The organism is Lysobacter sp. K5869 (assembly GCF_018847975.1).
In the GTDB taxonomy this organism is placed as follows: Bacteria; Pseudomonadota; Gammaproteobacteria; order Xanthomonadales; family Xanthomonadaceae; genus Lysobacter.
Genome location: NZ_CP072597.1, coordinates 872308 through 897167 on the forward strand (window position 1 = coordinate 872308; position 24860 = coordinate 897167).

Below are 24860 nucleotides of genomic sequence, written 5' to 3' on the forward strand. Positions count from 1 at the left end.
CACTATGAAACGCTCGCACCTGTGCGTCTCCATCCCGGACTTCAGCGCTTGATTCCTATCCGACCCGCGACCCCGGCGGATCACGTAGCCGTGCAGGCGCTACTGGCCGCCTCGTTGCTCTCGCTCCAGGACTCCGAGGCCGACCCGATCGACTTCCTCGTGGCCGAGCAGGACGGAACCCTGCTGGGTGTGGTCGCAGTGCAAGCGTGCGGCGACACAGGCTTGCTACGTTCCCTCGCCGTCGGCACGAACCTCCGGGGTAGCGGATTAGGCAAAGCACTCGTAGAGCGCGCTGAGATGCATGCCCGCGCCCGCGGCCTGGTGCGGCTGGTCTTGCTGACGGAAACCGCGTCTGCCTTCTTCTCACGATGCGGTTACGTTCCGACCGAACGCGGCGACACACCAGTGCAAATCCAGTCCACAGCGCAGTTCCGCTCGTTGTGCCCCGCCACCGCCTCCTGCTGGAGCAAATTCCTCGGCCCGCCATGAGCCCCCGTCACTACAACATCCTATTTCTATGCACCGGCAACAGCGCCCGCAGCATCCTCGCCGAGGGCTTGGTCACTCACCTCTCCGGCGGACGCTTCCAGGGCTACAGTGCAGGCAGCCAGCCGATCGGACACGTAAATCCGCTGGCGCTCGAAACACTGCGCAACTTCGGATGCGCGACGGAAGGATTCTCGAGTAAGAGTTGGGACGTGTTTGCCAGCGCTGATGCGCCGGCCATGGATTTCATCATCACAGTCTGCGACAACGCCGCGGGCGAAGCCTGCCCGCTGTGGCCGGGTAAGCCGGTGTCGACGCATTGGGGCGTACCCGATCCGGCCAGTGTCGATGGCCCTGAGGAGAAGCGGCGTAAGGCCTTCATGGATGCGGCATTGACGCTTAGACGGCGCATCGAGCTGTTCCTATCGCTGCCGCTGCACCGACTCGACGCCATGTCGCTGCAGCAAGAGCTGCGCGACATCGGCCATCGGTGAGAAGGGGCTATGGTCACGATAAGCGAAACCACCGGTCAAGCTGCGGCCGCCCCCGTCATGAGCGTGTTCGAGCGATACCTGAGCGTGTGGGTCGCTTTGTGCATCGTTGTCGGCATCGCGCTAGGCCAAGTCGCACCGGCTGCATTCCAGGCCATAGGCCGACTCGAGATTGCACAGGTCAATCTTCCAGTGGGCGCGCTGATCTGGGTGATGATCGTGCCCATGCTGCTCAAGGTGGATTTTTCCTCATTGGGTCAGGTGCGTCAGCACTGGCGCGGGATAGGTGTCACGTTGTTCGTCAACTGGGCGGTCAAGCCGTTTTCGATGGCGCTGCTGGCATGGATCTTTATCCGGCATCTCTTTGCCGGGTGGCTGCCGGCCAGCCAACTCGATAGCTACATCGCGGGGCTGATCCTCCTGGCCGCAGCCCCGTGCACGGCGATGGTCTTTGTCTGGAGCCGGCTTACCGGCGGCAATCCGGTGTTCACGCTCTCGCAGGTGGCGCTCAACGACACCATCATGGTGTTCGCCTTCGCCCCTATCGTCGGCCTGCTGCTGGGCCTTTCGTCGATCACCGTACCGTGGGATACGTTGCTGACCTCGGTGTTGCTCTACATCGTCATACCGGTAATTCTCGCCCAACTCTGGCGCCGATCATTGCTGCAGCGAGGCCGTGCGACCTTCGAACAGGCCCTGAAGCACCTCGGCCCGCTGTCCATTGCAGCGCTGTTGCTGACGCTGGTGTTGCTGTTCGCGTTCCAAGGCGAGGCCATCCTTCGACAGCCGCTGGTGATCGCGCTGTTGGCAGTGCCCATCCTTATCCAGGTGCTCTTCAATTCCGGCCTGGCCTACTGGCTCAACCGCCAAGTCGGCGAACAGCACAGCATCGCCGGCCCCTCGGCGCTGATCGGCGCGAGCAATTTCTTTGAGCTCGCCGTGGCGGCCGCCATCAGCCTGTTCGGCTTCCAATCCGGCGCGGCCTTGGCCACCGTGGTCGGCGTATTGATCGAGGTACCGGTCATGCTGCTGGTCGTTCGCGTGGTCAACCGATCGCGCGGCTGGTATGACCGCAGCGCCCTCACAACGTAACTGGACCCTGCCCCGTGAGCGACATCACCATCTACCACAACCCCGACTGCGGAACCTCGCGCAACGTACTGGGGTTGATCCGCAACAGTGGCGAGGAACCAACCATCGTCGAGTACCTGAAAACGCCACCCAACCGCAGCAGGCTAGAGGCCCTGATCGCTGCAATGGGTCTTCCGGTGCGAGCGGTTCTGCGTGAAAAAGGCACGCCCTTTCTTGAACTCGGCCTGGACGATCCGACGTGGAGCGACGAGCAATTGATCGATTTCATGCTCCAGCATCCCATCCTCATCAACCGCCCCATCGTGGTCACGCCACTGGGCACGCGCTTATGCCGTCCGTCGGAAGCGGTGCTTGACATCCTGCCGCAGTCGCAACAAGGCGCGTTCAGCAAAGAAGACGGCGAGGTGGTGGTGAACGCGGAGGGTCGACGTGTTTGAGCCCCGCATCGACTTGCCGAACATCGACCCCGCGCTGTTTCCGCAGCCGGAGATCGAACGCCTGCTCTCGTCCGATCGTCCCGTCCACGCCCCCCGCTTCCTGCTGCTCTACGGTTCGTTGCGCGAACGCTCCTACAGCCGCTTAGCCGCTGAGGAAGCAGGGCGCATCCTGCGCGCGCTCGGCGGCGACATACGGATGTTCAATCCCTCCGGCTTGCCGCTGGTGGACGATGCGCCTGGCGATCACCCCAAGGTCCGGGAACTGCACCAACTGGTGCAATGGGCCGAGGGCATGGTGTGGAGTTCGCCGGAGCGCCACGGCGCCATGACCGGCCTGATGAAGACGCAGATCGATTGGATCCCGCTGTCGGTCGGCTCGGTACGGCCGACCCAGGGCAAGACGCTGGCGGTCATGCAGGTGTCCGGCGGCTCCCAGTCCTTCAACGCGGTCAACCAAATGCGCGTATTGGGCCGCTGGATGCGGATGCTGACCATTCCTAACCAGTCGTCGGTCGCGAAGGCCTATCAGGAGTTCGACGACGCCGGGCACATGCGGCCATCCGCCTACTACGACCGCATCGTGGACGTGATGGAAGAGCTGATGAAGTTCACACTGCTCACGCGCGGCGTTACGCCCTACTTGGTGGATCGTTACAGCGAACGAAAGGAGAGCGCCGAGGCACTGAGCAAGCGCATGCAGCAAGAGGCCCTTTAGCGGGTGGCTTCGCTTGAGCGGTGTAAGGTCTCAGCCAGCGTCTTGCCACGGCCCCGAGCCGGTAGACCAGCACGATCTGCGCCGCGGCGACTGCATGGAATCTGACGTTATGTCCGCCCCCGCCCCCGAAACCGCGCTTGCCGGCGCCCACAGCCAAGCGTAGCGCCTCCCGAACCATTCCGTGTCGGGCGCCCGCGGCGATGAAAGCGCTGTCCCAGGCCACCTTGATCGAGCTCGCCCGCGCCGGCGCCGTGCGCGGCTACACCCTGCACGGCCGCGCCGACGGCTACGTCCTGTCGGTGCAGTACGGCCTGCACGAGGCCGTCTTGACGGCCAAACGCGGCGGCGCCCGCCGCTTCGCCCGCCTCGACACCGCCCTCGCCTTGCTGCGGACCCTGCGCGCGGCCGCGGTCGAGGTGCACCTGGCCGACGCCGCGCCGCCCCCGCGCCCCGACCGCCGCGGGCGCCCCGCCGGCCTGGCTGCGCTGGACCGCCTGCACGCCGAAGCCGCGACGCCGCCCCCGGCCGCACCGCGCGCCCAGTCGCCGCGTGGCCCCCAGCCCTGAGTCGCCGCATGCCCCTCTCGATCCGCCGCGTCGAGGCCCGCGCCGCCGCCCTGCTCGACGCCCTCGAGGTCGGCGAGACCTGGGACGCGCACGACGCCGAGCGCGCGTTCAACTTCGAGCGCCATTGGGCCGCGCTGATCGCGCGCGCGCCGCAGGGGTTGCGCAACCAGTTGCTGGACCAGGGACGGCAGGTGCGGACCACCTCGCCGACATACGCGCGGCTGCATCACTCAATCGGGCTGCTCAACGGACACTGAGCACCACTGCACCGGCATCGCGGCACTCATGCAGTTCGAAATCGCCGGCGTCTAAAACTCTGGACGGCTCACTGCACTGTGGTCGGGGTCGTGGCCGAAACACGGGCGCAGTTCCGTTCGATGCCAAAACAATGGCTATTGCGCGAGTTGGGGAGGGGAGATGCGAAAGGTTGCCGCATATGCAATGGAAAGCACTGCAGACAGTAATGAGTCCGCCGCGATACTGGAAAAGAAGGCATCAAAAATTCTGGACGACTGGCTCAAAGACAAAGGTCGCCTCGCGCAAGACGGGGAAACATTCGCACTTTCGAGGGGGCGTGAAGGGGTACTTTCGGATACTACCGAGCATTCACCAAGTGGATCTTATCGGAAAATCTCTCTATCAGAAGCCAGCGAAGGTGGGCGGTTTGTCTGCGAGGTAAGCCTAACCCGAAAGAACGACGCCTGCGCAATTTTCGTAGAGTTGCGGGTGGCATCCCAGATTCAGCAACTGGCCCCATTTCAATTCGATGTACGACGCCCCGCATTTATTCAGCAAATCCTTAACAGCGAGGAAGAATGGTACCTAGACCAGAATTTGCTACCGGGCCGTCCAGTACCATTCGTCGGCGCTCAAGGAGGAGCAGACCTTTCACGACTGATTTGGCATAAAGACAGGACGATTCCGCTGATACTCATATCAACAGAAAAAGGCAAGTCGATTACCGAATCATTTACCGAGAGGGTATGCAGCGACCTCTGCGGCTTAGCCATCATAGGAACATCCGATGAAACCTCATCGCGAATGCTTTCGAGTATAAAGGGCACGGAGTGGTCCTGTTACAACGGTGCCGTCCGACTGTACTGGCCAGTAGGTCCGGGAATGGATAAACCCTCCTCGCACCCCATTTGGACCAAGAGCACCCTCTATACGGGCGTATCCGAAGCCAAAGACGCATCCTACAGAATACGCAGTCAATTTAGACGTCAAATTTTAGGCCTGTCGGCCTTTTCAATTCGTGAGCCCAGATCGGCTCGTGAGTTGCGTTCCGAGATCAACGAACTTCGACAGCATACTCTTGCGGAATCATTCAAACGTGGCGAAAGCGAGGATGACTTCAGAGAGATCGCTGAGAACTACGCCGCAGATAACGACCGTTTACGCGCGGAACTGGCTCAGAGGGATGAGCGGCTGAATGACCTGCAAGACCAGGTAGAAAATCTGCAGGTTGCCCTTAGATACGTTTCGGCAGAGGCTCCGACAGTTGCGCCAGATAAGACTTTCTTAATTGACAGTGTTGCCGCCGCGTTGCGCGCGGCTGAAGCTCAATTTGGCAACGAACTGGAGTTCTCCGACTCAATCTATCGCGAAGTTGAAAGTCTGCACCCAGAGGCCGGTCCGCCGGATAAGATCTTTCGCTACTTGGAGGCACTCTCAGATCTAGCCGCGGCACTGAAGTCTGGATCGCTAGGCGAAGGTGTGATTCCATGGCTCGAGAATCGCGGTGTGACTTGCTCTGTGGAATCAGAAACCACGCGGAGGTCAAGAGCACAGATGAAGCAGAGAACTTGGCAGTTTGGCGGAAAACCAGTCGAGTTTGATTTTCACCTCAAACCTAGCGACAACGTCAGCCAAGACCGCTGCGCTCGGATATATTTTGACTTGAATGGCTCAGCGGACAAGGTTCGCGTTGGATACGTGGGGCGCCATCTTGACTAGGATCTACTCCATACAGCGCTTTGAGCAGTTGATGGAGCCCCCGGCCACTTTGGCCGAGCTCGCCCGCGCCGGCGCCGTGCGCGGGGACACCCTGCACGGCCGCGCCGACGGCTACGTCCTATCGGTGCAGTACGGCCTGCACGAGGCCGTCTTGACGGCCAAGCGCGGCGCCCGCCGCTTCGCCCGGATCGACACCGCCCTCGCGTTGCTTCGGACCCTGCGCGCGGCCGCAGTCGAGGTGCGCCTGGCCGACGCCGCGCCGCCCCCGTGCCCCTACCGCCGCGGCCGCCCCGCCGGCCTGGCCGCGCTGGACCGCCTGCACGCCGAGGCCGCCCCGCCGCCACGGGCCGCGCCGCGCGCCCGGTCGCCCCGAGGCCCCCACCCCTGAGCCGCCGCGATGCCCCTCTCGATCCGCCGCGCCAAAGCCCGCGCCGCCGCCCTGCTCGACGCCCTCGAAATCGGCGAGACCTGGGACGTCCATGATGCCGAGCGCGCGTTCAATTTCGAGCACCACTGGGTCTTGCTGATCGCGCGGGCGCCGCGGGGGTTGCGCGCTTACCTACTGCGAATGGAGCGGGAGGCGCGGGACGCCTCGCCGACGTTCGCGCGGCTGAATTGTTCGATGGGATTGCCCCGGTTTCGCTGAGCACCGTCTTCTGACCATCGTCAGACGGAGCGGAGCCGCTGTCCGCGCGGCGCGACACCCAAGCCATGTAGATGCCGGAATTTAGTCACTCTTCGTGGCTACGAGATGTCTACGAAACTCTGGGCGATTCAGTATCCTCCGCAGAGGGAGGAGTAATCGCCCGGGAATGCGCCGCTATGGGGGGATACGGATGTATTTGGCAACGCTGAGTATTGAAAACTTTCGCAAACTCAAGGAAGTACAGATCCAGTTTCAGCCAGGGCTGAACATCATCGTGGGCGCCAACAACGTCGGCAAGACCGCCGTCGTCGATGCACTGCGCGCCTTGCTTGCCGGCTATGACGAGCCGCCACCGCGACTGGATACCGACGACTTGCACCGCCCTAGGGAAGGGGAGCCTGCCGGCGACATCACGTTCCACTACGTCTTCCGGGGCCTCAGCCTAGACGACGAGGCGGATTTTCTTGCGGCGCTGACGCCCGACGGCGACGGCAACCTGGAAGTGCACATTCATGTTCGCTATTCCGGCGCGGACGCCAGCGGGCGTTTTCGCATTAAACGCTGGTGTGGTGAGCATGAAGACGTCGGCCTGACGTCGGACATGCTCGAAAACCTGCGGGGCGTCTACCTGCAGCCTCTCCGGGATGCCGCCCAGGGCTTGCGCCCGGGCCGCGCCAGCCAACTATCACGGCTTCTGCAAATGCTAGCCGACGATGCCGGCCGCGAGGGGATCAATCAGGCGCTTAGCGAGCTTGATCAGAATCTCAGGGCACACGCGCCGATAGTTAGCACGCAGACCGCCATCGCCACCCGCCACGTGTCCATGCTAGGCGAGCAACTAGCGCAGGCGCTGGAAGTCGGCCTGAGCGCCAGCGACTTCCAGCGCCTATCTTCCCGGCTCTCCCTCCTGGTCGACAACTTCGAGATCGAGCAGAACGGACTCGGCTTCAACAACCTGATCTTCATGGCCGTCGTCCTCGGCGCGCTCGCCAAGAACGCTGAAGCCAGCTACCGCGGCCTAGTGATCGAGGAGCCGGAAGCCCACCTGCACCCCCAACTCCAATCGATCCTGCTGCGCTACCTGGAAAGCATCCATACCCACGAGGGCGAAAAGCCGGTCCAGCTGTTCGTTACCAGCCATTCTCCGAACTTCGCCAGCATCGCGGACCTGGAGTGCCTGACCTGCTTGGTGGATACCGGCACCGCGATCGAGACGTTCTTCCCCGGAAGCGTCGAATTCGCCGCCGGTAAACGGGAGAAGCTCAAGCGCTACCTGGACGTCACCCGCGCGGAGCTGTTCTTCGCCCGCCGCGTGATCTTCGTGGAAGGCGCGGCCGAGCTTATGCTGATGAACGTGCTCGCGGCCCGGTCGGGGTTCGATCTGCGCAAGCACGCGGTCAGCTTGATCAGCGTGGAAGGATTGAACTTTGATTCCTTCCTGCCGCTGTTCGGAGAAGGCGCGCTGAAGATCCCGGTCGCGCTGATCACCGACGCCGATCCCGAGCAAGTGCAAAGCGACGCCGGCAATCCGGTAGCGCTATACCCGGCGTTGGGGGACGCCGTGGTGGTGTCCGCCAACACCGCAAAAATGAAGGAGAGAGAGGACGCCTATGTCAAGGTATTTCACGGGCTAAAGACTCTGGAATACGACTTCGCCCTCTACACCGACAATCGGACAGCGATGCTGGCTGCACTGAAAGAGCTGCATCCCAAGATCGGCGAAGCGGTGGAAGCGGCCGTTGATGCGGCCCAAGGCGACGCGGCCAAGGCCAAGGCCCTTTTCACGGGCATGTTCGAGCGCCCGCAGAACAATGTACAGAAGGGCCGTTTCGGTCAGTCATTGGCGCAGATCCTGGCCAAGCCAGACACCCCGTGCGTCGTGCCCAACTACATCCGTGAGGCCGTGGCCCATGCCTGCCAATGCGAGGCGCCCGCATGACCGCGCTGTCCGACGAGCAGCGCGCGATCGTCGATGCCCCCACCGGCCCGTTGTCGGTGATCGCCTGCGCCGGAAGTGGCAAGACACGAACGGCTGTGCATCGACTGGTCGAGATGCGGAGGCGCCTGGGGGAAGAGCGAGGCCGGGTCGCGCTGCTTTCCTTCTCGAACATTGCCGTTGATACCTTCCGCGAGAACTACAGGCGTCTCGCCCACACCCTGCCAGCCACGGCCGGGCGGGGCCGGGTCGACATCGACACGCTGGATGCGTTCATCACGACCCATGTTCTGAGGCCACACGCACATCGCACCATGGGCTCGCAGCAGACCCCCTATCTGGTCTCGGGAAGCGAGCCGTTCCTTGCCGGCTTCACGTTCAGGACCCAACAGTTCCCCCAAAGCATCACGATGATGCGCGTGGGATTTCGCGAGGGCGACTTCCACTTCTTCTACAGCGTTCACAGCCAGAGCGTCGGCCTGAACAGAGCGACGGCATTGACCCTCGTCGAGCGGCTCGGCAGAACCGGCGCGTACACGCATGACCTCGGCCGGTATTGGTGCCATCGCGCCCTGCGGGAACAGCCAGCCGTTCTCCGTGCGCTGGTCCGTCGCTATCCACACATCCTGATCGACGAATCGCAGGATATCGGCCCGTGCCATCAGGCCATTCTCGACCTGCTTGCAGACGCCGGAATGGAAATTTCCCTGATCGGCGACCCCAACCAGGGAATCTACGAGTTCTCCGGGGCGGACGGCAGGTTCCTCACCGAATACGGTAGTCGTGCAGGCGTCAGCTCGTTTTCGCTAACCACGAACTATCGCTCGGTTCCCGCGATCCTAGCCTTGGCCAATCAGCTATCCAATCGCAACGACACGCACGAAAGGGACTCGCCCGATACGGTACACGGCGCCTTCTTTACCTCCTATCGCGCCACCCAACGGGATCAGTTGATCGAAACCTTTGAGGCAACCGTCGCGGCAGCCGGACTCGAACCCAGCCGCAGCGCCATTCTTTGCCGCGCGGTGAAGCTGGCGGATGAACTCGCCGGCGCAGACACGCCTGTTGGACGTGGCCTCGTCAAAGAGTTCGCGCTCGCGTCGATCCTCCGCGACAAGCGGCGCGACTACAAGCGGTCCTTCGAGGCACTGGCACGGTGTGTCGTCAGTTTGCTGGTTGATCCCCCGGCAAACTTGCTCACGGCGCTACTGAGTCCGGCCAGGCATCCCGAGATGCGACGCGTGCGGCGACGACTGTGGCAGTTTGTCCGCGATCCGGGCGTTGGCCTGCCCCCGTCCACGCTACTCGCCGATACCGAGTGGCTTCCCAGCCTGCTTGAGCGCGTGCGCCAACTGCTGGCTACACTCCAAGCCGAATTCGGGTTCACTCCCACCGACAGTCTGGGAACCAAGCTGACCCGGCGCGACCTGCCGCATGCTTCGCTAGTGGCCGCTGACGATCTCGGCACGCAGCGGAACACTCGGATTCGGGTCGATACCGTGCACAAGGCCAAGGGCGAAAGTCTCGATGCCGTCCTCTACATGGCGACCAAAGATCATGTCGAGGCAATGCTGGACGGTGTCGCGACCGAGGTAGGACGCATCGGCTACGTCGCCGTCACGCGCGCCAAGAACTTGCTTTGGCTTGGCCTCCCCGCAGCGGCCCTTCCGGGGCTTCGCCAGAGATTGATGGACTTCGGCTTCCGCGAGGTAGGTGCGGAATGACTCAGGAAGAGAAGCGGCGCTTCCGGTTTCTCGACTATGCGCCGCCCATCGTGGCGTTCATTGCCGCGATCGCGGCGGTTGTCGGCTCGCCAAAGTGGGACACGGCTGCCCCTGGCGTCGCGAAGATCACACTGTTTGGCTGGCTCGTATTGGCAATCGGTCTGCTCGCGCTGGTCACGTCATTGCTGGTGACCTCGCGCAACAAGCGGGAGCAGGCGCGGCAGCGCGAAACAAAGGCCCGCATTGCATCGATTGGCATGCGCCAGTTGTTGAGGGCGTTTCAGCATGCGGTCCATCCTATTGCCAGCGACTCGATTTGGAGGCGGCAGTGCGACGCGCCTGAGTCTCCGCTGGATCTCCTCGATTCCGAGCGCCGCAGGATCCTCGCGACGCTCGACTTGAACTCCACGTCGCCCTACGCAGACGGCTCGTTCGAGGAGATCAAATGGTTCAGCATGCTGGGACGAGCAGCGAGGGAGGGATCGGAGGAGATCACGACGACGCTCCAGATCTATGCCAGCTACCTGTCTCCGGACGTCATGGATGCAACAACGAAGGTGCTTTACTCGGATTTCCTGCGCTTCAGGTTGCTGCACATCCACGAAATCGTCCAGGCCAATACTTATCGCGATGCGAACCGAGCAATTCTGTTCTTCTGGGTTGCGAACGATGAAATGCACAGCCCTGATTACGAGGAGTTCTGGAAGCTCCTAGCGCACGCAATGACGCTATGTGGTGCAGAAGCGGCGAAAAATGGTCAGCCAAAGTTCTCGCTGCGTTGATGCGAGACCACGATGGAATTGGCTCGCACGCCCGCCGATCACCGACCGCAATCCGCGCCGCGCAGCCTCGCGGACCATCGGAGGAAGCCAAGTAGTTGCCTGGAGCGACCGCTTCGGGTCGGAGCTGCCATGCCCCCTATCCCCGATAAACACCCCTAATCCCTGCCCCATCAATGTCTGCTTCCGGCTAGAAGCGGAAACTGAATTCGATGCATCCGGAATATGAATTCTGAATTGAAGGTAGCAGAGCTCAAGAACCTTGGGGGCACGACGACAAAATCAATTCGGCGGGCTGTGGTGAGCCGCCCCGCGGGGCCAAGTGATGGCACTCGGTCGCGCCATGACAGCTGAGGACGGCACTGCGGAAACACTCGCGGCAGCGCAGTACAATTCGAAAGAGCTCGCTACCGCCATCAGTGCCGCGTGGGCCTCGACGCAGGCGTCCAAGAAGCTATCGGGCGCTCTGGAGATGCATCGAGGTTCACTGAGACTTCCTCGCACTCCACACACTCTCGCTGCTCGCGATTCGTCATTCCACTTACGTCTGTCCAGGAACTCTTCGACCCATGCGCCAAGGCCCCTTCTCTCGCCCAACTGTTGTTGCTGCGACGGAACTGCTCGAACAGCATACACAGGCCCGGTTCAATCAAATGATCGTGCGTCTTGGGCTCGAGGACGACGTGTCACAGGACACGACCGTCAGCGTGGGGAAGAAGATCGCGGTACTGGGCAGAGTCGTGGTGGCGCGAGCTGACCAAGTGCTGCAGACCGTCGACGGGCCCGTGACGTTGGCGGAGGCGCTTGTGCGCGAAGCGGCGCAACTAGCACAACCGGTCTCGACAGATGCGCTTCATACGGACTTCCTGCGCGGACTGGCGCGGGATGGCTTCGTGCTGGTGCCAGCCCCGAGTCGCGCCCAGCGTGCGTCGATCCGCGCCGCGCTTCCTGGCGAGATCCAACTACCTGCCACGGACGACGAAGTGCACCACTTGCTTAAGCAGTTTGGCTTCGCCACGCCCCTCGGCCACCTCGACCAAGCAATCGATGCCCACACTCGCGGCGACTGGGCCGCGTGCAACGGACAGCTACGCGCCTTCATGGAGGGGCTATTCGATGACATTGCCAGATATATCGATTCGCCACAGGCCGCGCGGCTGCCTACCGCGGAGAACCGTCGCGGCATGCTGGGGACCCTGGGGTTTCTAGACGTCAGCAGGAACGAGTGGTCGGGCGACGGCAAGAACTACGTCAACGGCCTGTTCAAGATGCTCCACACCCAGGGCGCGCACCCGGGACTGTCTGATCAGGACCACAGCACCTTCCGATTGCACGTGGTGCTTGTTACCGCCGGCATGTACCTACGGCGCCTCACAAGGCAGCGACTGCACCCGTAACCTTCCTTGTCCCCGCGCGTCATCGACTGCGTTATGACTGATCCGCCGCCGCGTCTGCTTAGCTGCAGGGCACAACTCTGTCGTTCAGCGACCGCTCCGGGTCGCACAGCGCCCTGCGGCCAAGAGCGGTCGTTGCGAAAAGGTCACCTGGACACTGCCTTGTTCACGCTCGCATCCTGGGAAAGGCCTCTAAGTAACGTACCGTTCTAGGCCGTCGCGCAGTTGTTACCGTGGCTTGTTGTTCCATTAAGCTTATTTTTGTGAACCTACTAGTTCGAATCCGGGCGCCGTGGGCGCGCCAATTCTTAGCGGGAAACTTTCTCCGCTGTCCGTACGCCCCTCTGCAAGCCCCGTTACTGACGGGCCTTTGCGAGGGGCGTTTGGTTTTGGGGTTTTCGAGCCCGCAACCGAATCGCTTTGCTTTTCCCTCCCTCCCCTCTTCTCCGATCAGCTTCCGATCGCAACCTTCATCGACCGCGCGACACGGTCGGTAACTGTATTCGCGACCCGGCCAAGGAACTGATCTATGTCGCCAATAGTCGATTGCGCCGGACAAGCGGCGTTACTAAAGCAAGCTGTCGTTGAGGCGTGATCAACGAGCCGGATGTATTCGATTTGCGTCGATGAGGACGCAACGACCTGGCCCGCGACGAGCGAGGGAGGATCGCCAACAGACGAACCGAAGTTCCTGATCCTCTTTCATTTCAGTTCGCCTGCGTTTTTGAAACCACTCCTTGCGACAAAGACGTTCTTGCAATGGTTTTACTAGCGCCGAATCCTCAGAACACACATGGTGATTCGACCAAGGCTCAGACGCATGTTCGTCGCAGCAACCTGCGGGCCGGATGACATGTCGGCCGGCGTGACCTTTGCCAAAGACCATAGACGCCAGCCGGTTTTCCAAGGCGAATTTTCCTGCCCTTCGGGCCCGAAAACCCAGCCATTGCGCCTTCACACCGGAAACACGACCCCTGGACTCAACTAAGCCCGCTACAGGGGACACGTACCGGGATCAGGGGCCCGCACGCTATCCGGCGCAACGACCATCACGCAGCGACGCCGTGGGGTTTTCCATGCCCGAGATTCTTGGGGAAGTGCTGATCCATGGGTTGATCGACACCCGCAGCATCCGGTGCCGGGCGACCGCGAGGGGACGACGGGAACTGCTGTTCCATTTGAACCGGTGGCGCATTCCGAGCGAGAGCGCGATCCATCCTCGCTGCGCCGTCCGATTCCGGATCCACTATCGCGAGGTCGCGAAGACGTTGCGGGCGCTCGCCAGCCGGCATCTGTGCGTGTCGCGGCTCCTCGTCCGGGTCGAGAGCGACCGCGTGGACATCCTGCATCTGGGGCAATCCTGCATCGACGACGCGCTGCGCGCGGATGCGCCTGCGCCCGGCGCGCCGCGCTTGCTGGTGGACGACGTGCTGGGGCTGGTGGAGATCGACGCGGCCGAAGGCGCGTACAAGTGCCTGCTGACGCAAGACGACGGAACCAAGCTGCGCGTCGCGATCGTCGCGAGCGGGATCCCGCTCGCGGAACTCACGCTCGCGCGGGCGCGCGCGGCGGCGGCGCAGATTCCCAAGCTCGATCCGATCGCGCCCGCGCGCGGCGGCGAGCGCGCAGCGCCGCGCGCCGTGCGCCTGCTCGTCGGCGCCGACGGCGTCGACCATTGGTCTTTCGCCGACGGCCGCGACGACGCGGCCGCGCCCGCTCCCTGCTTGGTCCCGCGCTAGACCCATCGATTCCCCACGACACGGCTTCTCAACCGAGGTTCGCCTATGCGTCGCCCGACCGTCGCCTCACGGCTTTTGGCAGTCGCTGTCTTGTTCGCCTCGCTGGGCGCTTCGGCGGCGCAGCTCAACAACGCCACCGCGAGCGGCACCGTCGGAACAGCCGGTTCGTCCACCAAGCCGTATCCGTCGACCTTGACCGCGACCTACACGCTCAGCGGCGGCACCAACGTCCAGATCGTCGCCAACAACGCCCCGCTGACTACGCTGGGCGGCGCGACCGCGACGATGTTCTCGCCCAATGTCGCCACCACCACGACGGGCATCCAGTTGCAGACGGTCGGCGCGTCCTGCAACTTTCCCAACAGCTCCGCCACGACCGTCACCTGCGCCAACATCGGCAGCAGCCTGACCATCAGCTTCAGCCGGCCGGTCACCAACCCGATCGTCCATTTCGTCGGCTTGGGCAGCGTCAGCAGCGTCACCGGCGACACGTTCACCATCACCGCCGGGCGCACTACCCACACCTTGTCCGCGTCGGTGCCGACGGGCGCGTCCATGACCGTGTTGCCCAACGCGGTGAATCTTCAGATCACCGGCGGCAACAAGCTCGATCTGATCAACACCAACTACAACGGCATCAACTGCACCACGATCACCGCGCCGGCGACCCAGCTCGCCGGTTGCGGCAGCGTGCGGATCAACGGCACGGTGAGCTCGGTGACCTTCACCGTCGGCATGTCGGGCTCGCGCAACGTGTTCCACCCCACGGTCGGCAACTCGCTCGGCGACGACGGCTATCTGGTGACCACCACCGTGGACGAGGATTTCGGCGACGCCCCCGCCAGCTACGACTCGGTGGAAGCGGCCAGCCACATCGTCGACGGCATTCGCCTCGGCGCCAGTGTGGATGCCGACAACACCAGCGTCTTCAACACCACGCCCGCGGTCACGCCCAGCCCGAACGCCGTCGCCGCGGGCGGCGACAACAACGCGGCCAACGGAGACGGCGCGGACGAAGACGGTTTGACCACGCCGCTGGCGACCTTGCACACCGGCTTGATCGGGCAAACCTACACGCTCACGCCGAGCCTCAGCGGCAACGCTGCGGCGGGCACGGTGTGCGGCTGGATCGATTTCAACCGCAACGGCGTGTTCGATACGGCCGAAGGCGTTTGCAACGCGGTCGCGAGCGGCGCGACCAGCACGACGCTCAGTTGGACCGTGCCGATCGCGACCACCGCGGGCCGCAGCTATGTGCGCTTGCGCGCCACGCAAGGAACGCAGCTGACCACGGCCACGCCGACCGGACGCGTCGACAGCGGCGAGGTCGAGGACTACATGATCGAGATCAAGCCGGTGGTCCAGGTGATCAAGCTGCTCAATCCCACCAGCGCCACCGGCCGCTTCGACCTGGGCATCGGCGGCACCGCGTTCGCGATCAACCAGGGCCACAACGGCACCACCGGTTTCCGCACGCTGTACCACAACAGCGCCTCGGGCGCGCCGGATCTGACCGTCGCCCAGAACATCGCCACCACCGCGATCACCACCACCGTCGCCGAGGTGCCGAATGCGGCGACCACGGCGCTGTACACCGCCACCTACAACTGCGCGAACGGCGCGGGCGCCACGGTCGCCACCGGCACGGGGACCAGCGTGAACATCACGCTGCCGGTGTCGGTGACCGGTGCGGCGGCCAACGGGCGCGCTCAGGCGATCACTTGCACCTTCACCAATCGCCTCAACACCTCGGCGATCTCCATCACCAAGAGCGACGGCCCCGGCGTGAACACCTACACGCCCGGCGGCTCGGCGACGTATGTGCTGACGGCGTGCAACGCCGCCGGCGCCGATGCCGCGAACGGAGCCGCCATCCTCGACAACCTTCCGGCCGGCGTGACCTTGTCCGCTCCGTGGACCTGCACCGGCGCCGGCGGCGCCGCGTGTTCGGCGGGCAGCGGCGGCGCGGCGGGCGGCAGCGTGGTGAGTTTGAACGCGGCGGTATTGCCGGCCGGCGGCTGCCTGACGATCAATGTGCCGGTCGCGTTCAACTCCAATCCCGGCAGCTACTGATGCGGCCCGGGTTGCCGGACTGAAACATCGTCGGCCGGCGCGCGCGAGCCGCCGGCCGCTCGACTCGGGGGCGTGCTACAACTAGCGCTCCTCCGGCGCACAAGGACTCGCCCATGGCCCGCTATCCCAGGATCGATCAGCCCTGCCCGCTCGACGCGCAGGCGCAGCAAGGCATCGGCGGCCATTGCGGCCAATGCGGGAAGACCGTGCATTGCCTGGACGGACGCAGCGACGCGGAGCGCGCGGAATTGCTGCGCCGGGCCAACGGGCCGATCTGCGTTTCGTATCGCTTGGCGATGGGCACGGCCCTGGCGTTGGCGATCGCCGCGCCGGCGGTGGCCGGTCCGGCGGATGTCGCGGCCGCGTCCGGTTCGTCGCAGGCGGTGCTCGCTCCGCCGAACGCCGCGTCGCAGGCGCAAACGCCGGTGGCGGCCGAGAATCCGCTCGAACCCGATATGCAGGTGGTCTTCGTCGGCGGCGTCAGCCGGCCCGACGACGCGGCGTGGATCGACGACGGCAACGACGACTTGCCGGAACTGCCGATGCGGCGCGAGCCGCCGCCGGGCGGATAAACGCGCGACGCGGCTCAGTCCGCGGCGGGGTCCTCGCTCAACAAGCCCACCGCGTCTTCGATCCGCAGACCGGCGATGGCGCGCATCGCGCCGCGCAGGCTGTCCGGATCGCCGTCGCCGATCGCCAGCACGAGATGGCCGGCATCGAACTCGCCCAGACCGGCGTCGTAGCTGACCCAGCGTTCGCCGTTCCAGGCCTGCACCCACATGTGCGGCCCGAACGCGTGCGCGCGGCCGGCGAAACGGCTGCCGTACGCCAGACCGGCGACCACCCGCGCCGGTATGCCGCGGGCGCGCGCCGCGGCGGCGAGCAGCAGCGCGTATTCGGTGCAATCGCCTTCGCGCTGGGACAAGGCCTCGCGCGCGCTGCGGTAGCCGCTGTAGACCACCGGCCCCGACAACTGCGCCTGCACCGCCGCGACCAGCCGGCGCATGCGCGCATCCACGCCGCCCATGCCGGCGGCGCGGGCGAAGCTCGCGACCGCGCGGTCGCGGCTTTGCAACCAGGGCGTCGGCGCGAGATAGCGGCGCAGCGCTTCCGCGCCGGGCGCGGCTTCGTCGCCGCAGCGCGTGCAGACGGTCAACTCCACTGCGTCGGGCGTGCGCACGGCGCGTTGCTCGCCGGTTCGCGGCCACGGCCAATTCTCGGCTGCGTCGCGCTCAGCGAGGCGATAGCGGATGGTGCCGTGGCGCGCGGCCGGCGACAGGCGATAGGGCGAGGGCACCAACGCCGCCTGGATCTGCGCCTTGAGCTCGAGCTCGGACACGGTCTTTTGCGCGGACTCGGCCGCGTTCGCCGAAAGCGAAGACAGGATCAGCGAAAGCCACAGCCACCATCGCGCGCCGCGCGGACCGGGCTTTCGTCGGCGCCGGCTTTGCGGCTTCGCTTCTTCGTTCGCGTTCATTCGTTTTCCGGTTCGCCGACACCCGGCGGCTGGATGTGCTGGGCGGCGAAGCCTCGCTCCAGGCTCCGGCGCAACCGCCGCGGCGTGCGTAGATGATTAGCGACGAATCTTATGCTGCGCGCGCCCCGAGGTTGAACGAGGCTGCCGCGCCGATGCCGAACACCGGCTAATAGACGGGCGGCCTCAGCACGTCGAAAATTCCGAACTCGACGGACACGAGCACCGCCGATTCGACCGCCCGCCGGTCCTCGAACGCCGGCGTGAAGCGCCAGCGCTTCAGCGCGTTCGCAACCGCGAGATCGTCCAGTTCGTAATAGCCGCTCGATCGCAGCACCTTGATTTCCCGCACGGCGCCGTTCGCCGATACCCGCACCCAAAGCTCCAGAGTCCGCGGCCGGGCCGAGAAAGAAAGCGACAGCGCTTGCGAAGGCGCCGGCAAGCGCAAGGCTTTCGCCGGAATCAACGAGGGCGAGGGCGGCGCTGCGTCGTCCGCGAGCGCCGCCGGCCGCACCTCGCCGATGCGTGTGCGCTCGGGCGCGTAGTGCAGAAAATTCGGCCGGGGGATGCAATCCCAAAGCGCGCAGCCCTGCGGGTCCACGCCGACATAGGGGACGAAGCTCGCGTCGGCATCGGCGGGCGCGCGGACGGGCAGGGTCAGGGCCAAGAGCAGCGCGGCATGGACGCTCAAGGCCAGCCCCAACGCGCCGGCGATCAAATAGTTGGGATGCGGGTCGGGTGTGCGGATTCCTTGCATCGCGGCGGCCTCCTGGCTTCGGCCTCACGATGCTCTCAAGGTGCGCGCGAATCAAGCAGGCCGTTAGCTGAAGCGGCGGCCCCGGCTCGGGCGCCGCGCCCGAGCCGCGACGGGTGCGGCCGCCGCGCTATCGGCTACTCCGCATCCGCCGCCGCTCCCGCCTCGCGCCGGTGAAAGCTGTGGAACACCCGCTGCACCAACACGAAGAACAGCGGAATGAAGAACAGGCCGAGGAAGGTGCCGGCCAGCATGCCGCCGAACACGCCGGTGCCGATGGCGCGCTGGGCGCCGGCGCCGGCGCCGGTGGCGACCGCCAGCGGCAGCACGCCGAAGCCGAAGGCGAGCGAGGTCATCAGGATCGGACGCAGGCGGCTGTGCGCGGCGCTGACCGCGGCTTCGATCAGCGGCATGCCCTGCTCCACGCGTTGCTTGGCGAACTCGACGATCAGGATCGCGTTCTTCGAGGTCAGGCCGACCGTGGTCAGCACCGCGACCTGGAAGTACACGTCGCGCTCCATCCCGCGCAGCACGCTCGCCAGCACGACGCCGATGATGCCCAGCGGCACCACCAGCAACACCGCCGCCGGCATCGACCAGCTTTCGTACAGCGCCGCCAACCACAGGAACACCACCAGCAGCGACAGCGCGTACAGCCACGGCGCCTGCGCCACCGCTTCGCGTTCCTCGAAGGATTGGCCGACGAACTCGGCGGCGAAGCCCGGCGGCAACTGCGCCACCAGCCGCTCGACCTCCTGCATCGCCTCGCCGGTGCTGACGCCGGGCACGGATTCGCCGTTGATGTTGGTCGCCGAGACGCCGTTGTAGCGCTCCAGCTGCGGCGGGCCGTATTCCCAGCGCGAGGACGCGAACGCCGACACCGACACCATCTCGCCGTCGCCGTTGCGCACGTGCCAGCGGCCGAAGTCCTCGGGACGCATGCGGAACGGCGCATCGGCCTGCAGCACTACGCGCTTGACCCGGCCCTTGTCGACGAAGTCGTCGATGTAGCGGCCGCCCCAGGCCACCGACAGCATGTCTTCGACGTCGCTCATGCTCAGGCCGAGCGAGGCGACCTTCTGCGGGTCGATGTCGATGTAGAGCTGCGGCGTATCGTCCTGGCCGTTGGCGCGCACGTTGCTCAGCAGCTTGCTCTTCTCCGCCAGCGTCAGGAACCGCTCGCGCGCGGCCAGCAACGCCTTGTGGCCCTGGCCGTAGCTGTCCTGCAGGTAGAAATCGAAGCCGGCCGAGGTGCTGAGCTGCACCACCGGCGGCGGCGCGAACGCGAACACGCGCGCGTCCTGGATCTTCGACAGTCGCGCCATCGCCCGGCCCTGCACCGCGGTCACCGCTTGCGCGGAGGACTTGCGCTCGCTCCAGTCGCGCAACTGGATGAAGCCGAAGCCGGCGTTCTGGCCCTTGCCGCTGAAGTTGGAGCCGGCGACGGTGAAAGTGGATTGCACCGCCGCGCGTTCGTCGTGCAGGAAGATGTTTTCGACCTGATCCAGCACCTTCAACGTGCGGCCTTGGGTCGCGCCGACCGGGCCTTGCACCATGGTCAGCAGATAGCCTTGGTCCTCGGCCGGCAAGAAGCCGGTCGGCAGGCGGAAGAACAGGCCGATCATCACCGCGCTCAACGCCAGATACAGCGCGATCCAGCGCAACGGCCGGCGCACGATCGCCGCGGACAGCCCTTCGTAGCGACGGCCGAACCGCTCGAAGCGGTCGTTGAACCAGCGGAAGAAGCCGCGATGGCGGTTGTGCGCGGCCGCGTCGTAGGGCTTGAGCACGGTCGCGCACAGCGCCGGCGTCAGCACGATGGCGACCACCACCGACAACACCATCGCCGAGACGATGGTGATCGAGAACTGGCGGTAGATCACCCCCGCCGAGCCTTCCAGGAACGACATCGGCACGAAGATCACCGCCAGCACCGAGGCGATGCCGATCAGCGCGCCGGTGATCTGGCGCATCGAGCGTGAGGTCGCCTCGACCGGCGACAGGCCTTCTTCCTGCATCAGGCGCTCGACGTTCTCGACCACGATGATCGCGTCGTCCACCAGCAAGCCGATCGCCAGCACCACCGCGAACATGGTCAGCATGTTGATCGACAGGCCGACCACGGCCATGACGATGCAGGTGCCGAGCAGGACCACCGGCACGGCCACGGTCGGGATCAGGGTGGCGCGGATGTCCTGCAGGAACACGAACATCACCACGAACACCAAGCCGATCGCGACCAGCAAGGTTTCGACCACGCCGAGGATCGACAAGCGCACGTAAGGCGAGGTGTCGAACGGATACACCGCGCTCAAGCCGCGCGGCATCTGCGGCTTCAGCCGCGCCAGCTCGGCCTTGACGCCCTCGACCATGCGCAGCGAATTGGCGCCGTTGGCCAGGGTGATGCCGATGCCCGAGGTCGGCTTGCCGTTGTAGCGCGCCAGCCGGCTGTAGTCGGCGCGGCCGAGTTCGACCCGCGCCACGTCGCTCAGCCGCAGCGCGGCGCCGCTGCCGGTGGCGTTGCGCAGCACGATGTTGCGGAACTGCTCGGCCGTGCGCAGCCGGCCCAGCGCGATCACCGAGGCGTTGAGCTGCTGCCCTTGCACCGACGGCGTGTCGCCGAGCTGGCCGATGGAGGCCTGCGAATTCTGCGCGCGGATCGCCGCGGCCACGTCGCTGGGGGTGAGCTTGTACGCGGTGAGCTTGTCCGCGTCGAGCCAGATCCGCATCGCCCGCTTGGAACCGAACAACTGCACGGCGCCGACACCGGGCACGCGGCTCAGCGCGTCGTACACGGTGGTGGCGACGAAGTCGTCGATCTCGTCGGTGCGCAGCGCGCTGCCGTCGGCGGCGACGAAGGCCACCACCAGCTGGCGCGCGCCGCTGGTCTTGCTGACCGAGATGCCTTGCTGCTGCACGATCTGCGGCAGCAGCGGAATCGCCTGCTGCAGCTTGTTCTGGGTCTGGACGTGGGCGATGTCCAGATCGGTGCCGGCGACGAAGGTCAGGCTGACGGTGACGTTGCCGTAGCGGTCGCTGGTGGAGACGATGTCGCGCAGTCCCTCCAGGCCGGTGACGTTCTGCTCGACGATCTGGGTGACCGATTCCTCGACGGTTTCGGCCGACGCGCCCGGATAGCTGGCTTCGATGTCGACCGCCGGCGGCGCGATGTCGGGATAGCGCGAAATCGGCAGCCGGGTCAGCGCGTAGGCGCCGGCCAGCACGATCACGATCGCGATCACCCACGCCAGGATCGGGCGCTTGATGAAGAAATGGGACATTCGGTTCTCCGCGCGGTCAGCGGCCGGCGCCGGCGGGCGCGTCGGGCTTGCGCGCCGGCGCCTGCTGCACCAGCACCGCCTGCACCTTCATGTCCGGCTCGACTTTCTGCACGCCTTCCACGATCACCCGCTCGCCCGATTTCAATCCTTCCTCGACCAGCCAACGGTCGCCGACGGTGCGCGAGACCCGCACCGCGCGCCGTTCGACCTTGTTGTCGCGGCCGACCACCCAGGCGCTGGCCTTGCCGTCGGCGTCGAGCGCGATGGCCTGCTGTGGCGCCAGCAAGGCGTCGGCGAGCGTGCCTTCCTGGATCGCGGCGCGCACGTACATGCCCGGCAGCAAGGTCAGATCGGGATTGGGCACCACCGCGCGCAGCAGGAAATTGCCGGTGCCCGGATCGACGGTCACGTCCGAGAACTGCAGCCGGCCTGGGTGCGGATAACGCGCGCCGTTCTCCAGCTGGATGCTCACCGATGCGCCCGCGCCGCTGGAACGCAGGCGGCCGGAATCGATCGCCTGCTTGAGCGCGAGCCAGTTCGCGCTGGGCTGGTTCACGTCCACGTAGATCGGATCGAGCTTCTGCACCAGGGCCAGCGGCGCGTCCTGATTGGCGGTGACCAGCGAGCCCTCGGTCACGTCCGACTTGCCGATCCGCCCGGCGATGGGCGAGACGATGCTCGCGTACGCCAGATTGACCCGCGCGCTTTCCAACGCCGCGCGCGCCACGCCGACTTCGGCGTTGGCCTGATCCTCGGCCAACGCCGCGTTCTCGTTGTCCTGCGCGCTGATCGCGTGGATCTTGACCAGCTCGCGCGAACGCCGCGCGGTGGCGCGGGCCGCGTTCGCGGTCGCCTCGGCCTTGCGCAGCGCGGCTTGCGCGCTGTTGTAACTGGCGCGGTAAGTCGCCGCGTCGAGCTCGTACAACGGCTGCCCGGCGCGCACCGCCTGGCCTTCGACGAACAAACGCTTGTGCACGATGCCGCCGACCTGCGGGCGGATATCGGCGACTTGCGTGGCGCGGGTGCGGCCCGGCACGTCCTGAGTCAATTCCAGCGGGCCGCTCTTGAGTTCGACCACGCCCACTTGCGGCGGCGGCTCCGCGCCGTCCTCCTGCGAGCGGCTTTCGCCGCAGGCAGGCAGGATCAACACGGCCGCGCATGCCGCGGCCAACGCCGCGGCTCGTCTTCCTGACCAACGCACGACGATTCCTCCTAGCGGCCGCCCGGCACGGGGCCGTGACTGGCGTCGAGAACGACCGGATCGATGTAGCCGACGCTCTCAAGAATATAGAACTTGCGCAAGTGGAACGTGTCGCGATAGATCGGCTCGTCGCCCTTGGTGATCGAACGGCACACGCCGTCCGGACACAGGCCGCTGAGCGGATCGATCAGGCTGGCGTTATTGTCCTTGGCGATCTGGCGCAGACGCGCCAGGAAGGGTTCGTAAGCCTGCAGCAGGCTTTCCTTGGTCGCCGGCGGGCTGTTGACCTTGAAGCCCGGCGCGAACAGCGTGCGCTGCACCATCTGCCGCGGCGCGAAGCCCGGATTCAGCGGCGCGTTGAGCACGATGTAGACCTTCTTGCCGGACGCGGCGAAGCCTTCGACCATGCGCCGCACGTTGTCCAGCGCCGGATCGGCGACCGGCAGCAGCGGACGCACTTCGCCGACATGGTCGCTGTCGCGGTTGCCGGTGAGGTAGGAGTACCAGGAGAAACCGATCACCACCGATTCGATCGGATCGGTCTTGGCCAGCGCGATCGCGTCGGCCAGCAGCTGCCGGCACTTGGCGTGAGCGACGCGGGTGATTTCGTCGTGCGGCGCGCAGCCCGGGCGCCAGGCGAAGATCGCGCCGCGGCTGTTGCCGGGATTTTCCTTGAGCACCTTTTCGACCCGGCCGTGATACTGCGCCAGGGTGCTGTCGCCGATGAACAAAACCTTCTTGGCGCCGTCGCCGATGTTGAGGATGCCGGGCTCTTCGGGGTACGGGAAATCCTCGTTCTCCGCCGCCAGGATCTTGGCCACGTCGGCCGGAATCGGACGCGAGGGGATCTGGGTCTTGTAGGTCAGCCAGCCGCCGAGCGCGCACACGGCCATGGTCGCGAACAAGCCGCCGGCGACCTTGAAGGTTTTCGGCGAACCGCGCAACGGACGCTCGATGAAGCGATAGGTCAGCCACGCCAGCAGGACCGACAGCGCCACCAGCCCCACGCGCAGCGCCGGGGTGTAGTCGCGCCAGTCCATGGTGTGCGCCAGCGACAGCAGCGGCCAATGCCACAGGTACAGCGGATAGCTGATCAGGCCGACGAACACCATCCAGCGCTGGCTGAGCACGCGCCGGCTGATGAAGCTGTCGGGGCCGGCGGAGATCAGCAGCACCGAGCCGAACACCGGCGCCAGCGCCCACCAGCCCGGGAATTCCATCTTGTTGTGCAGGAACGCGAACGAGCCCAGCAGCAGCACCGCGCCGAGGTTGGCGCGGGCGTTGTCGCCGAACAGGCCGGCGCGCGGCACCCACGCCGGCAGCGCTTCGTGGCCGCCGTGCGCGGCCTTGTTCTGGGTCGCGAACGCGAGCAGACCGCCGAGCGCGAGTTCCCACAAACGGCTGCTCGGCAGGTAGAAGGCCTGCAGCGGATCTTCGTGCACGGACGACACGTTGAGGTAGAACGACACCGCGCTGATCGCCGCGAGCAGCGCGACCTGCCAGCGGCCCAGGCGCCAGGTCGCCCACAGCAGCAGCGGCCAGACGAAGTAGAACTGCTCCTCCACGCCCAGCGACCATAGATGCACGAGCGGCGCCTCGATCGCGCCGAAGTACAGATTGGTGTCGATGAACAGACTCAGGTTGAGCACGAACGCCGCGCCCGCGGCGATGTGTTTGCCCAACTGCTCGAATTCGTCCGGCAACAACACCGCCCAGCCGAGCGCGAACACGGTCAGCATCATCGCGATCAGCGCCGGGAAGATGCGCTTGATGCGGCGGCCGTAGAAGCCCAGCAGGCTGAATTCGCCCTTGTTGAGCGCGCGCAGCAGGATGCCGGTGATCAGAAAGCCGGAAATCACGAAGAAGATGTCGACGCCGACGAAGCCGCCGGGAATCAACTCGGGAAAGGCGTGGAAGATCACCACCGGCAACACGGCGACGGCGCGCAGGCCGTCCACGTCGGGCCGGTAATCCAGATGCGGCGCGGCGGGTTTGGTTTTCGCCGTCGCGGCGGCGACGGCTACGGAAGCTGAGGACATGGGAACACCTGTATTCGTAATCGACTGATTGACTCGGTTCGCACAACGGTGGGGCGCTACGCGCGGGCGCGCGCGGC

22 protein-coding genes are annotated in these 24860 nt (G+C 65.3%); 17 read left to right on the plus strand and 5 right to left on the minus strand.

Translation table 11 applies throughout. The annotated features are described in order from the left end of the window. The first annotated feature begins 90 nt into the window (after positions 1-90). The 17 genes from arsN2 (at position 91) to J5226_RS03850 (ending at position 16606) form a co-directional block, all read left to right on the plus strand. Complete coding sequence (gene arsN2 / locus J5226_RS03770) at positions 91-489, plus strand: arsenic resistance N-acetyltransferase ArsN2 (RefSeq protein WP_215838526.1); 399 nt, start codon at positions 91-93, stop codon at positions 487-489. Further along, positions 486-980: an arsenate reductase ArsC gene (locus tag J5226_RS03775; RefSeq protein WP_215838527.1), complete on the plus strand. Its 495-nt coding sequence runs from the start codon at positions 486-488 to the stop codon at positions 978-980. Before arsN2 ends, J5226_RS03775 begins: the two co-directional genes overlap by 4 nt. Before the next feature lie 9 nt (positions 981-989). After that, complete coding sequence (gene arsB / locus J5226_RS03780; protein WP_215838528.1) at positions 990-2069, plus strand: ACR3 family arsenite efflux transporter; 1080 nt, start codon at positions 990-992, stop codon at positions 2067-2069. A gap of 14 nt (positions 2070-2083) precedes the next feature. Further along, the gene (arsC, locus tag J5226_RS03785; RefSeq protein ID WP_215838529.1) at positions 2084-2506 is read left to right on the plus strand and encodes an arsenate reductase (glutaredoxin); all 423 of its coding nucleotides are present in this window, start codon (positions 2084-2086) and stop codon (positions 2504-2506) included. Beyond that, the gene (gene arsH, locus J5226_RS03790; RefSeq protein ID WP_215838530.1) at positions 2499-3221 is read left to right on the plus strand and encodes an arsenical resistance protein ArsH; all 723 of its coding nucleotides are present in this window, start codon (positions 2499-2501) and stop codon (positions 3219-3221) included. Before arsC ends, arsH begins: the two co-directional genes overlap by 8 nt. A 200-nt stretch (positions 3222-3421) precedes the next feature. Next, on the plus strand, positions 3422-3787 hold the full coding sequence (locus J5226_RS03795; RefSeq protein WP_215838531.1) for a hypothetical protein: 366 nt from the start codon (positions 3422-3424) through the stop codon (positions 3785-3787). An 8-nt stretch (positions 3788-3795) separates the two neighbouring features. Beyond that, positions 3796-4044 carry a hypothetical protein gene (locus tag J5226_RS03800; protein WP_215838532.1) on the plus strand — a complete coding sequence of 83 codons (249 nt, stop codon included), beginning with the start codon at positions 3796-3798 and terminating at the stop codon, positions 4042-4044. Positions 4045-4204: 160 nt separating this feature from the next. After that, on the plus strand, positions 4205-5743 hold the full coding sequence (locus tag J5226_RS03805; protein WP_215838533.1) for a hypothetical protein: 1539 nt from the start codon (positions 4205-4207) through the stop codon (positions 5741-5743). Next, the gene (locus J5226_RS03810) at positions 5736-6131 is read left to right on the plus strand and encodes a hypothetical protein (RefSeq protein ID WP_215838534.1); all 396 of its coding nucleotides are present in this window, start codon (positions 5736-5738) and stop codon (positions 6129-6131) included. Before J5226_RS03805 ends, J5226_RS03810 begins: the two co-directional genes overlap by 8 nt. Positions 6132-6140: 9 nt before the next feature. After that, positions 6141-6389: a hypothetical protein gene (locus J5226_RS03815; RefSeq protein ID WP_215838535.1), complete on the plus strand. Its 249-nt coding sequence runs from the start codon at positions 6141-6143 to the stop codon at positions 6387-6389. Between the two features lie 190 nt (positions 6390-6579). Beyond that, the gene (locus tag J5226_RS03820) at positions 6580-8328 is read left to right on the plus strand and encodes an AAA family ATPase (protein WP_215838536.1); all 1749 of its coding nucleotides are present in this window, start codon (positions 6580-6582) and stop codon (positions 8326-8328) included. Then, positions 8325-10049: an ATP-dependent helicase gene (locus J5226_RS03825; RefSeq protein WP_215838537.1), complete on the plus strand. Its 1725-nt coding sequence runs from the start codon at positions 8325-8327 to the stop codon at positions 10047-10049. Before J5226_RS03820 ends, J5226_RS03825 begins: the two co-directional genes overlap by 4 nt. After that, positions 10046-10831, plus strand: coding sequence for a hypothetical protein (locus J5226_RS03830; RefSeq protein ID WP_215838538.1), 786 nt, complete (start codon positions 10046-10048; stop codon positions 10829-10831). Before J5226_RS03825 ends, J5226_RS03830 begins: the two co-directional genes overlap by 4 nt. A gap of 566 nt (positions 10832-11397) precedes the next feature. Then, the gene (locus J5226_RS03835) at positions 11398-12225 is read left to right on the plus strand and encodes a hypothetical protein (protein WP_215838539.1); all 828 of its coding nucleotides are present in this window, start codon (positions 11398-11400) and stop codon (positions 12223-12225) included. Positions 12226-13298: 1073 nt separating this feature from the next. Then, positions 13299-13961 (plus strand): hypothetical protein, encoded by a 663-nt coding sequence (locus tag J5226_RS03840; protein ID WP_215838540.1) that lies wholly within the window; start codon positions 13299-13301, stop codon positions 13959-13961. Between the two features lie 90 nt (positions 13962-14051). After that, entirely contained in the window at positions 14052-16034 is a 1983-nt protein-coding gene (locus J5226_RS03845; protein ID WP_215838541.1) for a GEVED domain-containing protein, read from the plus strand. Between the two features lie 113 nt (positions 16035-16147). Continuing rightward, the gene (locus tag J5226_RS03850) at positions 16148-16606 is read left to right on the plus strand and encodes a hypothetical protein (protein WP_215838542.1); all 459 of its coding nucleotides are present in this window, start codon (positions 16148-16150) and stop codon (positions 16604-16606) included. A 14-nt stretch (positions 16607-16620) separates the two neighbouring features. On the opposite strand, the gene J5226_RS03855 is transcribed toward J5226_RS03850, so the two are convergent. The 5 genes from J5226_RS03855 to J5226_RS03875 all read right to left on the minus strand — a co-directional run bounded on the left by J5226_RS03855 (position 16621) and on the right by J5226_RS03875 (position 24783). After that, positions 16621-17373 carry a transglutaminase domain-containing protein gene (locus J5226_RS03855; RefSeq protein WP_215838543.1) on the minus strand — a complete coding sequence of 251 codons (753 nt, stop codon included), beginning with the start codon at positions 17371-17373 and terminating at the stop codon, positions 16621-16623. A 304-nt stretch (positions 17374-17677) separates the two neighbouring features. Continuing rightward, positions 17678-18265 carry a TonB family protein gene (locus J5226_RS03860; protein WP_215838544.1) on the minus strand — a complete coding sequence of 196 codons (588 nt, stop codon included), beginning with the start codon at positions 18263-18265 and terminating at the stop codon, positions 17678-17680. 134 nt (positions 18266-18399) lie between these two features. Further along, the gene (locus tag J5226_RS03865; protein ID WP_215838545.1) at positions 18400-21543 is read right to left on the minus strand and encodes an efflux RND transporter permease subunit; all 3144 of its coding nucleotides are present in this window, start codon (positions 21541-21543) and stop codon (positions 18400-18402) included. Between the two features lie 16 nt (positions 21544-21559). After that, on the minus strand, positions 21560-22693 hold the full coding sequence (locus J5226_RS03870) for an efflux RND transporter periplasmic adaptor subunit (RefSeq protein ID WP_255322987.1): 1134 nt from the start codon (positions 22691-22693) through the stop codon (positions 21560-21562). 62 nt (positions 22694-22755) lie between these two features. Next, positions 22756-24783 (minus strand): acyltransferase family protein, encoded by a 2028-nt coding sequence (locus J5226_RS03875; protein ID WP_215838547.1) that lies wholly within the window; start codon positions 24781-24783, stop codon positions 22756-22758. Positions 24784-24860 lie beyond the last annotated feature (77 nt).